General features: G+C 64.9%; 7 protein-coding genes and 1 pseudogene. 4 read left to right on the top strand and 4 right to left on the bottom strand.

Features of this window, described 5'->3' with window-relative positions:
* The first annotated feature begins 717 nt into the window (after positions 1-717).
* The 3 genes from EEJ42_RS52800 (at position 718) to EEJ42_RS14615 (ending at position 4,526) form a co-directional block, all read left to right on the top strand.
* On the top strand, positions 718-921 hold the full coding sequence (locus EEJ42_RS52800; RefSeq protein ID WP_246096723.1) for a hypothetical protein: 204 nt from the start codon (positions 718-720) through the stop codon (positions 919-921).
* A 693-nt stretch (positions 922-1,614) separates the two neighbouring features.
* A complete protein-coding gene (locus EEJ42_RS14620) occupies positions 1,615-2,550 on the top strand; it encodes an IclR family transcriptional regulator (protein ID WP_184503090.1) in 936 nt (311 codons plus the stop codon).
* A 695-nt stretch (positions 2,551-3,245) separates the two neighbouring features.
* Positions 3,246-4,526, top strand: a complete 1,281-nt coding sequence (locus tag EEJ42_RS14615; protein WP_123100384.1) for a helix-turn-helix domain-containing protein — start codon at positions 3,246-3,248, stop codon at positions 4,524-4,526.
* A gap of 104 nt (positions 4,527-4,630) precedes the next feature.
* On the opposite strand, the gene EEJ42_RS50270 is transcribed toward EEJ42_RS14615, so the two are convergent.
* The 3 genes from EEJ42_RS50270 to EEJ42_RS14595 all read right to left on the bottom strand — a co-directional run bounded on the left by EEJ42_RS50270 (position 4,631) and on the right by EEJ42_RS14595 (position 10,467).
* Entirely contained in the window at positions 4,631-5,938 is a 1,308-nt protein-coding gene (locus EEJ42_RS50270) for a hypothetical protein (RefSeq protein ID WP_148081947.1), read from the bottom strand.
* On the bottom strand, positions 5,935-6,972 hold the full coding sequence (locus EEJ42_RS14600) for a ParA family protein (protein ID WP_148081946.1): 1,038 nt from the start codon (positions 6,970-6,972) through the stop codon (positions 5,935-5,937). Before EEJ42_RS14600 ends, EEJ42_RS50270 begins: the two co-directional genes overlap by 4 nt.
* A gap of 2,697 nt (positions 6,973-9,669) precedes the next feature.
* Positions 9,670-10,467 (bottom strand): hypothetical protein, encoded by a 798-nt coding sequence (locus tag EEJ42_RS14595; RefSeq protein ID WP_148081945.1) that lies wholly within the window; start codon positions 10,465-10,467, stop codon positions 9,670-9,672.
* A 122-nt stretch (positions 10,468-10,589) separates the two neighbouring features.
* Between EEJ42_RS14595 and EEJ42_RS14590 the strand changes: the two are divergent.
* Positions 10,590-11,345, top strand: a pseudogene (locus tag EEJ42_RS14590) (IS3 family transposase); the annotation flags it as partial.
* A gap of 437 nt (positions 11,346-11,782) precedes the next feature.
* Here the strand turns inward: EEJ42_RS14590 and EEJ42_RS14580 are convergent.
* Positions 11,783-12,334: a MarR family transcriptional regulator gene (locus tag EEJ42_RS14580; protein ID WP_184503089.1), complete on the bottom strand. Its 552-nt coding sequence runs from the start codon at positions 12,332-12,334 to the stop codon at positions 11,783-11,785.
* Positions 12,335-12,718 lie beyond the last annotated feature (384 nt).

Raw genomic sequence — 12,718 nt, 5'->3', positions numbered from 1 at the left:
GCTGGGGGGCGGTCTGGCTGTACCAGTGCGGGCTGGTGTAGACCACGGCGAAGGGCCCGTGGTCGGGAGCGGTGTCGTCACTGGTGATCGGCTGGCTCTGTGCGCTCGGGGCCCAGCCCGCGTCTCCCCCTGCTGGCTGGCTGTGCATGGTGATCCTCCTGATCTGAGCAACCGCGCGGTGGGCGGTGCTGTTCGCGGCGTCGAGCCTGGGCCTGATGTGGAACCAGGAGGTGCGCGGCGCGGCGGATCCAGCGCTTTGATCGGCCTCCCTTGACCGCGGCTGGGCGCTCACGCTCGCGTGACGTCTTCTCCCCTTCTGGGCGGTCGGTTCGGTGTGTTCAGGCCCAGGGTGCCTGAGACGGTGCGGGTGATCGGCGTGCCGGCACGCTTCTTCCCGCCGGACGGAACACCAGTTGCGATCGGATCCCGCCGCCTGCCACTGGACAGGCCGGGAGGCCTTCGCGGCCGCCGGGCGCGTGTGTAGGTGGGCGCGGGAGATGCCGCGCGGGTTCCGGCGGCTGCCGGGCTCCGAGAGGGGAGGCAGGGATGGAGTGGGTGCGAAGGCCCCGCAGGCTGGACGTCGCCGTGGGTATCGTGCGGGTCGAGTTGGTGTGTGTTCCGTCGGCGTGGTCGGCGTTGCTCACGCGATGCGCCCGCCAGTGCACCGTGCACTTCGCCGACGGTAGGGAGCAGTCGGCCGGCTCTGGGCTTGTGCGCGTGGAGCTGTCCGGGGTCGAGTTGGCGGAGCTGATGGATGTGGCGGCGCGGAGAGGCCGTTGGTGGAGGGAGGATCCTCCCGGCCGCGCGCTGTGGCGCAGGGTCTACTGGGCCGCGACGGCCGTCGTCGACGAGCTGGGTCCCGGCCACGGCCAAGGCGTGACGGTCCCGTCGATCACCCTTGCCGCGGGTGCGCATACCTGACTGCCACTCCCCCACTCGTCCTTTACCGGTGATTCCTCCCATACCTCATCGAAGTATGGGAATCGGCGGACGTCATAGGTCGGCCTGGTCCCGTGTGACGGAGGAAACCGCACGGGCCGAGGCCTACACCAGTGGCCTTCCACTTTGAGGTGGATGCCGGTTGTCGGCGAACGAACCTTTCCCTCTTTGACCGGTGTGGCCGCGGACCGTGGCTGGCGGATCATGTCCGTGTCGGCGCAGGCCACAGGCGTACAGGGGAAGCTGGTCGGTAAATCTCGGGGGCGTGGCGTGATCGGCCACGGTCAGCGTCCAGCATGAGCGCATTGCCGCAGGTGAGAGCTTGACCTGTCGATCAGGCCTCAAGGTGCGCCGGTTGGCGTGCCTGCCCGCCATCAGCGCCCCTTGGCCGCGACGAAGCCCCCGAGGCGTCGACGATCAGTCGACAAGTCACTCCACCAAGAGGCGTGAAGATTTCGGGCACAGTTCGCTGAAGGCGGCCACATTTTGATGCGGAGATAGTGCTGTTTTCCGGCTTAAAGCGGCCGGTCATCTCGCAGCCCGCGGCAGGAAGATCCTTTTCCAGGAAGAGGCGCTTCCTGGTCAACCCGGCATACCAGCCGGTAGAGATCACGCACAGGCCAACAGCACGAACCGCCCGACAGATGCGCCGCTTTGATACAACCGGGAAGAATTGTGGACATACGCTCACGCAGCCCCCAACAACGCAAGGAGCGTGACCGCACATTCGCGGTCCTCCACGCCCTCCTGCAACTGGGCCCGGGACCGCACAGGTTCGGCGACATCGCCGAGCGCACCACACTGGGCAATCCTGAGATCCATCGCCGTCTGCGCCAGCTCCAAGACGCCCAGCTGTGCGACCGGCCCTGCTACGGCTACTGGGAGCTCCGCCCCACCACCACCGCCCTGACCGGCGCCCCAGAAATCGTGCACCCCACCCACACCCCCCTGCTGGATGTCGCCTACCTCCTCAAGGGGATCCACCGCCGTACCCGGCACGTGGTGCTACTGCACACCTACTCCCCCGCGAGCAGCGAGCGCCTGTGCATCGCCGCAGTCGGCACCTCCGAGGTGCGCTTCCGACGCGAACTGGCCCTCAATCCCAAAGCCGCGAACAGGCTCCGCCGGGCCCCGCTCGACTCCGACGCAGCAGGCCTGGCCATCCTCGCCAGCCTCGCCGGCCAGGACGGGCCGCTGCGCGAGGACCTGCGTCAGATCCGATCTGCCCAGGTAGCCATCACCGACTCTCCGCTGCCTGGCTGGAGCCTGGTCTCCGTACCCGTCCGACGCCTGCCCGGCGCTCCGGCCGTACCCGGCGCCGAGCCCCGCGTGGTCGCAGCGGCCAGCATCCTGGCCCCCGACCGATCCCAAAACGCTCCACTGGTCGCCTACGGACGACTGCTGCGCAACGCCGTACAAGCGGCCATCGAGACCAGTGTCGTCATCAACAGCCCCCGCGCCGCCGCCACTCAGGCCGCCTATTCCGGTCCCGAGCGCCTTGCCCCGCACGAGGCAAGCAGTAGCCCCTTCGACGCCCGAACAGCGGGCGCCGCCGACGGACGCACGCCCAGGACTGCCGCAGCCCACGTCACACCCGCCCTAGGAGGATGAAATGACTGCCGGAACACCGAAGAACGCCGCGGGGAGCATCCGATGACCTAGCTCCCCGCAGGCCCGGTGCTGCCTGCCAACGCACACCCGGGCCCGGCTGCGCACCTGATGCGGTGAGCCACCACCTCATCAACTGCCAGCCCTCCACCATCGCCCGACATGCCGGTCGAGCGAGTCCCGACTTCCCCTCACCGAGGGGGCGCCGGGCGAAATCACTCCCACTCCGGAGCTCGCGCCCCTGCCAGGGGGCCTCGACGTTCCACAACACGGGAACGGATCGCGTTCATGATGCAGCACACCGCTGCCGTTTGTCACCCACCCCTGTCCAATAACTCCACTTACGCCCACCCCTCGTGGGCGCCTACGCGCACAGTGCAGCCCTGCACGCCGCCCAACGCCGGAGCACGCCCGCACCACCTGCGGACGCCCTTCACCCCGAAGACGCAGGTCACTGTGGGGGCGGACTGGTGATGTCCGGCCCGAAAGCCACCCACCGTACCTCTACGGCAGCGCCGGTCTCCCCAGACCTCCGCCGCTCCGCGCCACAGCACATCGGCGCGCCCACGCCGCACCGTGCCCGCCAGGCCCCGCAGACAGTGCCCTCCGCCTTCAACACCTCAGCTCGTGCGGCCGAACTGCGGCTGCCACTCCGGCGGACCGGGCTCCTTGCCACCCTGCCGCCGTTGTCTGGCCGCATGCACAAACTGCTCCTCCTCGGCGACCAGGAGAACGCGTACGCAACCAGCAACCTCCAGCGCGGCGGCAAGAACACCGCCGCCTCCGACCACGCCTGGGCCGTAACCCGGGCCCTGGCAGCCGACGCCGTCCGCGTCGGATGGAACCGCGCCGCCTTCACCCAAGTCCTGCTCGACGGCCCGTACAAGGCCGGACAGCACGCCCGCGCCCTCCAGCACCGCCGCGGCTACGACAAGGCCGCCGCCTGGCTCCAGCGGGCCTGGGACGGCGCACAGCACTACGTCCGGTCCACCGACCCCATCAGCAACCGCCAGGACTTCCACGCCGCTCTGGCGGCCTTCCGCTCCCGCATCGAATGCACCCCCTGGAACGGCGTCGCCGGCAAGACCGACCTGCGCAACCTCATCGCCCGCATGGAGATCTGCGCCCGAGCCGGAAGCTGGGACCACACCGTCTCCGAACGCGACCTCGCCGAACGGATGGGCTGCAGCCGCACCACCGCCCACAACTCCAACCAGCGCCTCCTCCACACCAAGGTTCTGCGTCAGCTCGACAACGGCTCCCCCACCGAAGGCGCCCGCTGGATGCTCATCTCCCGCCTGCCTTCCACGACGTCTCACCACTGGTCCACCCCCAAAGGGCCGGAGGCTGGGGGGGCCATGAGTGGCCCAAGCATGAGACAGACCGACGACACCGGCGCCGACATCGACTCCCGGACAGCCAGCCAGCTGATGCACCTCGACGCCTTCGCCCACCACGGTCTCGGAAGCAGCGGACTCACCGTCCTGGCCGCCCTGGCCGAGCGAGACGGCCAGAGCCGGACCGAACTCCAGGCGAGCGCCTCCATCTCCCGCTCGACCACCTATCGTCAGCTCGGAAAGCTCAAGTCCCTCGGACTCATCCACCGCGAGGGAGAGCTCTACCACCTCTCCCCCACCGCCCTTGAGGGCATCGGAACACCGACCCCGGACTGCGCCGACCCCGTCGACGGATGGCCCGAGACCGCCGAACGGCTGGGCACTGCCGGCGTGAGAGAACGGCGACGCCGACACCACGACGCCCAGCGGACCCACTGGCGCCACAAGCAAGTACGCCTCGCCGAGCGCCGCCGGGCCTGCCGACAGGCTCCCCTCCCCCACCCCGCCACGGCGCAGCCGCAGTACGTCCGCGCCGACGGCTGTGTCATCGACCCTGGGACTGGGGAGGTCATCCAGAACCTCTATGTGGCCGCAGATGGCCTTTGGATCTTTGACGAGGCTAACGGCACCGGTAAGTCGTAGCAGCAGGGCTCGATCCAGGGGAGGGCTGGCCGTGCGGTCGCGAATCCGAACTGAGTTTGAGATCTCGGTTCCGCACGGCAGGCTCCCGGGCGTGCAGAAGACCATCACTGGTACGTCGTCACAGTGCTCTTCTTGAAGAAGGCTTCCACGTGGGGCCGCTCGTCAGGCAGCCCGTTGAGGTAGTCGGCTACCACAGCGCTGATGATTTCGAACGGCTGGATCTTTATGGTCGGCATGCTGCTCAGGAGATCCATCATCCTGCTGACCTTCGCGTTGACATCCCTTCGAAGGGTGCAGGTGAACCTCTGCTTCTCCATCCCAGCGAGGTACTCGTTATTGAGGATGTAGTTTCGATACGCGAAGGCCATGTCGGCAAGCTTGTCAACATGGTCCTTCTCGTCCTCGATGAGGTCTTCATCGACGCACATGGGATCGAGTGGGCCCAGCGCCGCTTCAAGAACAGCATCAACGTAGTGAGCAGGGGTGAGCTTGTGACGCTGCCCCGTGAGTTGCATGAAGAGAGCCTTGTCGCTGGTCCCCTGGTTAGCAAGCTGCTCGAATGCAGCCCCATACAGGTGAACGTTCCGGTTCTCATGCGGAACCGTGCTGAGCTGTCCCACACGGTAGGCGACCAGGAGCGCGGAGTAGCGCGGTGCCGATGTCTGCAGCTCACGGAGTGCTTCCTCGCGGCTGGCCTGGCGTTGATTCGGATCGAAGCGTTCGACGCGCGGACGTCGCTGTCGGCGCGGCGCTAGGCTTCCCTGCTGGGCAACGGAGATCGAGTACCCACCATGACGGCCTTCGGAGCGGTGAGCTACCTCTGCGCTCTGCGCTGGTGCAGGCTGCCTAATTGCAGGAGAGGGCGCTTCCTGGTGGTTAGCACGTGGTGATGCGGGTGCTGGGTTGTGTGTAGTCCCGGAGACTACTTCCTGGCCGTCGCCAGGAGTATGGCTGAGCTGCTCTTGACCAGCGGTCGAAGCTGCTTCAGCAGGCGTCTCATCCAGGGCCTTCGCATGGCCTGTCGCGAAGTTTGTCGCAGCTCCTGCGTGCTCAGTGTGTGTCACCGCGTGACCGTCCTGTTGCGACGGAACGACCGGGTCTGCGACGACCTCTTCGACCGGTGAGGTAGCTACATCGTCGCCCATGAAGCCGGCGAAGATGGAGGAACCACTCTCGGCTGGCTCCGTACCTTGGGCCTCCGCTTCCTTCTTGCCGCCCTCGGAGGACTCGGACGACGCAGTCTCCGACGGCGCCCCCTTGAATCCGGCGAGCGAGAACTTCGGCGTCTGGGCAGCCAGTTTCGCCCTCCTCTCCTCAGCTTGCCGCGCCTTCCTCTGCTGAGTGGTCTCCTGGGGCTTTGAGGGCTTCTTGGACGCAGTCTTCTTGGAGGCTCGGCCACTATTGGAAGTCACGCTGCTGCTCCCTGGAGTTCGATGTTGCGGCTGACGACACGCTTGATCACGTCACCGGTAAAGGTGTTCCAGTCCTCGGCCAGATCGAGGGCCTTGTCAGGCTCCACCAATCGGTTGTTGGTGTGGTAGCGAGGTCGAGGCACCGGCTCGCCCTTCTCGTCCATGAGCATCTCGTTGGCAGCGAGGGCGAGTTCGCGAGCCGGCATGCCGTTGTTGCGACACGCAACTGCCAAGGCCCGAGAGTCCCGGATGTGGTCCCGCATCACCAAGCCCGGATCCAGCTCTGCCGCCTCCAGGAGCACCTCAATCCTTACACGCAGAGCGTCGAGTTCTGAGGTTGCCTGGCCATCAATCTTCTTGAACCCCAGGAATCCGATCGCGGCGATTCCGAGTTCCGGGTTGATAAGACGAACATCGGCCACGAGCTCCGCCACAGCTTGAAGGCCGCCAATCATGGCGTCGTCGGAGTTTTTGACGGGCGTCACGAGGTGAGTGACGGCTGCGAGGCCGAGACGCTGGATGGATTCATCACCGGGAGAGAAGTCGACGACGATCCAAGCGTAGTGGTGTGAGATTTGAGCAAGAAGCATCGCGAGCATGAGGTAAGGCGCCTGTGCATGCTTGCCTGCCAGTCGACTGATCTCCGTGGGGAGACTCGCATTCGCCTTCCCTGCGACGGTCATATCCAGGTAGGGCTTCACGTTCCTGACTACCGTGAAGGCCTTGTCTTCAGTGACCGCCTCGACGAACCCGTGCCCGTCGTCGTCGTACTCGCTACCAAGGATGTTGAGATCGAGTCGACCGTTGCCATTACGGTCCAGCTCGATGAACAGGACGGGCTTCGCCTCATGCCCCTCTTCCGCGAGGTATGCCTGCTCTTGAGCCAACATGTAACTGAGGTTCACGCCTGTGGTGGTCTTCCCTTCACCACCCTTACCGATCGTGACTCCAACGACGTTGCGCAGTCGAGGTCGCAGCTGCTGGACCAGCTCCTGGAGTCGATCCGGCGACGTCATCGCAGTGAACTGGCTCACGATCCTGAGCCTAGGCGCAAGAGATTCGAAGGTGTGAAGTTCCACTAGTTCTCCGCTGTCGCAGGGTTCGTCTAGGGTGCACGGTCGACCTCATAACACTCAATTCAACGATCCATAGGTCACGTGCACCTCACGGCTCGCAGCGGATCCTACATGCATCCGCGTTGCGAAGTCACGCACCGACAGGACCCTCGCGAATGTATCTAGTTGATCGAACTTTCGATCCCAATAACTAACCGTCCGACACTGAAATAATGAGGCGCATAATTCTCGAAATTCCCCGCCGCCTATCGATTGAACAACGGCTAAATCTCAGCATACCTTGATTAACAGCTCCCTCGGCGGTTCGATAAGTCAACCGAACGTTACCTCGATTCGCATGCTGGTGGCGTGAGTGAGGAAGTGAGTAAAGTATGTGATTTTGTGAAACATGCAGGTCAGGGCCCATTTTGCTTTCTATTTACCTTCAACTTGGAGTGCCCCAGTGACCCTCTCCGCGAGACGTGACGTCTCGTTCGGTGTCAAGGGTGGTCTCAATTGCCCCCGCTGTGCGTGTGTTGTTAGCCAAGGACGANCCCAGTGACCCTCTCCGCGAGACGTGACGTCTCGTTCGGTGTCAAGGGTGGTCTCAATTGCCCCCGCTGTGCGTGTGTTGTTAGCCAAGGACGAGCTCCGCTTCCCACTCCTTTGTAAAGATGCCGACGCAACATCCGGGCCTCAACGGCAGAGTTCGCGCCCTACTCGGTTGTGGGACGGCCTTATGGGATAACGTCCTGCAAACATGTGCCTGAGCCGCGCGTACTGATAGGGCCCCTGTCGCGATCAGCGATGTATAGATAAGCGGCTGGGAGTAAGACGGCGCCGCTGCCGCTGGTGGAGTAGAGGACTCGTTGGGCCGGTATGGGCGCAGAGATGGAGCGGGCGCGGCGCTTTGCCGTCTGAGTGCTCTCACAATGTGGTGCGCAAGTTCCCGGCCTCGTGAGGTGAAGCCAGGGAATGCGAGCATCCACTGCGAGCACCTGGTGATGCCCCGGGTGAGACCAACTCGCCATCGCGGCGCGGGGAGCCGAGCCAGCACTCAATCCGGAGCTGTCGCCGCAGGGGCCGCAGGCCGAGGACCGCCGACGATGGCTCGGTGTCCTGCTGGCCAAGACCGAGCTGGAGACCACGGCCCACGGCCGCGATCCGGCTAGGGAACGACCGGGACGCAGCTGGAGTGCTGCTGAGTTGAACCGAGCAGGTAGGGCGGGACTCCAACCTATGGGCCAATGTGCTGGCCAAACGGCTGCCGCGCACTGGATGCAGCTCATCGGATTCGAGGGGAAGGAGGCTCTAGCGGGCCAGATGGCGTCGTCCATGACCCTGGAGGCCGCGGCGGCATCGTCAGGCGTCCACCTTCCCTCTGCCAGCTCGGGGGTCGCGCCCCTCCGGACACGTCGATCACCATCTTGAATGCTGGGAGTCCTTCGTAGCCGCGGGCATGCCAGGCGTGAACCATCCCAGCAAGCCTGCATTCGACGTCCCATAGCGGTGCAGAACGACAAAGTCGGAGGCGTCCTTGGGGCGGCTGACGGGCTTGATCGTCAAGTTGCAGCGCCGTACGGCCCAAGTCAAGGCAGTCCCTGGTCTTGTGGCTGCCGTTTGCGTGCTGTCGCGCGGCCCTAGCGTTCGGGGGTATCATCAAGGGTTCACTTTCGTTCGGCCGTCCAGCCCTCCCACCTGTTGAGAGCTCTTGGGCTTGTAGCGTCGGCCTCACACCCCGCCGTTACCGGCGACGGCATACGGCGCTGGGACGGGCCAGAGGTGCTCTCTACGTGGGGATGCTCTGCTCGCTTGACTTGCTCCTGACCTGCCCCACGACAATCGTCGAGCGACGACGATTGTCGTCAGCCTCATCCGGAAGGCGTCGCACGCGCGGCCTGAGCAGTGCATTTTCCCAGGTCAGAGCCCCGCACGACAGCTGTCGTGCCAACGCGACAAGCACCGTGCTCAGCCTCAAAAGGGGAGGCGCGTAACACGGTGTGAGAGTGCGGACGACGAGCCCCCGACTGCAGTGTCAGGAACACCCTGACACTGCAGTCGGCGTTCCAGGACCAGGTGCACTCGAAGTGCTTGGCATGTCCTTTCCATGGCTCAGCACGCCAGGTGTCGCATTTGCAGGTCACTGTCGATTGCGCTCTTACTGGGAAAACGTACAGGTCAAACGCAATTCTTCTCACTGCACCTGGTGCCAGCCACGGACGGTGAGCGCTAGCTGCGCTGTCTCTGACCGCGGATGTGGTCAGCCTGTAGTCGACCGCCCGTCGACCGGCACAGGCACACACGTGCTTGCGGTCTCGACATCGGCGACGGTGCCTCTCCGGTAGCCGGAGACACCGTGGTACTTGCAGCGGGACCGACTAGCCTTCCGGTCGAGCCGGGTGCCGACGAGTGGGCCAGTTTCGGTACGCGGAATCGCGCGGACTGGCGTTGCTTTCGTCTGTCGGTCGGTTTCAAGCGCGCTCTCGGTGGGCGCTGTCGACTACTCCACTTCGCCAGGGCTGTCTAGAGCCCTGGCCGTGGGCGTCTTCGTCCGCTTCGCAAACTGGACACGATCGTGGTGAGATAAAGCCGCCAGCCAACCGCGTATCCCTGCGGCCTGGTACAGGGCAGCCGAGAGCCCGTGTGCAAGATCGTCTGCGCCAGAGGCCCATGCGGTCATGGGATTTTGGGTGCCTGGCCGGACGCTTCAGGATGCATCCCGTCGCGCCTGGAGCGGGCATGTTGGTGGTTGAGGCAGCGGGCTCGCTCCAGCACGGCCTGAGCCCCCGAGGTAGCCGCACCCGGCTGCCCTGTCGCCGCAGACTGGTCGTCAATCTCTTCCACGACGAGACGCACGAGTCCTACAATGGCGGCCACATCCGTGCCGGTCAGATCCACGACACCAAGGCGCTTCAGATCCCGGAGTTTGAGGGTGAGGTCGGCCATCCAGCTGTCCTCACCCTCCCCGTCGTCGGTGAGCAGTTCGTTCCAGTGCGCCACTAGATCCTCGGCGATGTCACGGACTGCTGCAGGGCCCAGTTCAACAGGGACGGGCTGATCGTCCAGGGCGTGGACTGGGACATACTTTGACGCGGCGTCCAGTTCCCGTTCGAGCGCCCTTTCCCGGTCCAAGATTCCTTGCCGCGAGCCCAGCCCCAAGGGCCGGCCACGTTGCTTGGTGGTCATGTGCGCTCTGCGGGCCGCCTTGATTAGGGAGAGTTGCAAGCGTTTGACTTCCAATTCCGCGAGGCGGGTCAACATCAGCGCCTCATCCAGTTCGGCGTGCTGCCCTGCGATGTCGGGGACGGGCCTGCCGTTGCTGTCCAGCGTGGTCAACCGGGGGTGTCGGTCCCGCATGAAGCGGATCAGCCCTAGAAGGTCGTCCGCGCCCGGTGGATCGGCGAGGCCTGCGTCGTCGTGTCGGTGACGGCGTGCGACACGCTCGGCGATGTCGGCAGCTTTGATGGGGCCCAAGGGGCGGGGCTGATTTACCACACAGCCAGCATGGCGGACAATCACGCCCGCTGCTGCGGCGGAGATTGTCCTCGCCTGTCGCGTGAAGAGGGGGACGACCCCCGTGTGGTGCACGGCGCCGCCAGGACGCCGAACTGACAGCCAGGATCCGTCAGGTCCACCAGGACTCCGGCGGCATCTACGGCTCACCGCGCGTGCACGCCGTCCTCAAGCGGGGGGCCCACGTCGGCAGGAAGCGGGTCGAACGGCTCATGCGCCAGGCTGGCCTGGCCGGGATCAGCCCCCGCGGAGGCAAGGGCTTCACTCGCCGTGACCAGGATGCCGATCTCGCTCCTGACCTGGTTCAACGCGACTTCACGGCGCCCGCGCCGAACCGATTGTGGGTCACCGACCTGACCAGGATCCCCACCACGGAGGGACCACTGTGGCTGTCGGCCATCCGGGACGCGTTCTCCCGCAGGGTCGTGGTCTGGGAGACCTCCGCCCACGCGGACGCCGACCTGGTTCTGTCGTCGCTGAAGTATGCCCTCACCAGCCGCGAGGTCGCCCCCGGCGAGCTCGTCCACCATGCCGACCACGGCACGCAATACACCTCCATCAAGCTCACGACGCGCCTGGTCAGAGCAGGGATCCAGGCATCCATGGGCTCGGTCGGCGACTCGTTCGACAACGCCCTGGCGGAGAACCTGTGGATACTGGTCAAAACCGAGTGCGTCCGCGGCCGCACCGTCGCGACCAGGGCAGAGGCGAACCTCGCGCTCTTTGAGTACGTCGATGGCTTCTACAACTCCCGCCGCATCCAGAAACGGCTCGGCTACCTCAGCCCGATCGAGTTCGAGGAAAAGCACTACGCCGACCAGACAGCGCCAAACCAGTGAACCTGAAACCAAGTCAACCCGCCCTGACCAGCTAATCAGCCACACCCGCACAGCGGGGGAACCTCACAGCTGACCGAAACGTCCCGCACGTATAGCGCAGTCGGCGCTCGGCACCGTTGATGAAGTGCAACGGCCAACCTTCGAGCAGCCCAGACCTTAAAGGACAAGCTGAGGTTGTCCGCCTTCAAGTCCTGCTGAACAGGCAGAGGGCCGGAAGACAGACGTCTTCCGGCCCTCTGCCGCAGGATCGGCGCGCTGCTCAGCCCGTCGGCCGACTCCGCAACGGAACGACAACCTCTCGTCCTGTCGCCGCCTCGCCGAGCCGGAAGAACTTCACCTGGCCCTCACGGTGCGTGTACTCCAGCCACCCGTCATCGGTCAGCTCACGGCGGGCGCGCGAGAAGTGCGGTGCGGGTACGCCCATCCGCTCAGCCAGGTCAGCCGCCGTGCGCTCGACGCTGTGCTCTAGGCCGCCCAGAATCGCGTACGTCATCACGATGTTCTGCTTCAGGTGCGGCAGTTCGCTTATCCGTTCCTGAAGAGCGGCGAGCTCGGGATACGGGCTTTGGCGTGGCATTGGTCGGGCCCTTCGATGCTGTGCCGGAGCGTCCCGGCATAGTCGGCAGGTGGTAGGCAGCGGCTTCTTCGGACTGCTCCGCCCCAGTGAGGCTGGAGACGATGTGCGGACTCGCCCGGTACTTCTTCGTCCGGCCGATCACCTCTTCCACCAGGAAGATCCTATTCTCGGCGAGCTTCTTGGCGATCCGCCTCGTCGCCTGCGGGGTCAGTCCGAGGAACTCAGCAGCCTCCTTGGCAGTCGCCCCGCCCTTCTCGTACGTCAGGATGGCGCAATAGAAGAAGACCCTGAAGTCGTCGCCGGTGATCCCGGACTCCGCCGACAGCATGTCCTTGACACGCTCGAAGGAGAACTGGCCGTGTCGGCCTCCGAGGTTGTAGGACCGGCGACGAGTAGCCTCCTCCGGCTCCAACAGCTCATGGACCTCACCAGTCGCAGTGTTGACCAGCGCACGGCGGCGTCCGCTGGGCCCCTGATTTGACACCTACGACCCCTGACCTGGGCTTTTCCCTGACCGTGCGAGATTACCACGGGCGACATGTCGCGTGGCGCATCCGAGGGAACTTGGCGATTCCTTCACTGACCACAGACGACATGTCGCCTGTGGTCAGTGAAGGAACTTCAGGGTTCATAGAGCTGCACCCCGCATCATGTCGTCAGCCGTCATCAGAGGAATCTCAGAGTTCCTTCTATGACCATACACGACATGACCATACGCGACATGTATTGGCATCCTCAGATGCCAATATCGGCACTCTGTGATGCTCATATTGGCATCCTCCCCTGCCAATATGAG

The sequence above is a fragment of the Streptomyces botrytidirepellens genome (assembly GCF_003721215.1).
Taxonomy (GTDB): Bacteria; Actinomycetota; Actinomycetes; order Streptomycetales; family Streptomycetaceae; genus Streptomyces; species Streptomyces himastatinicus.
This window is presented reverse-complemented; position numbering and strand designations above follow the sequence as displayed.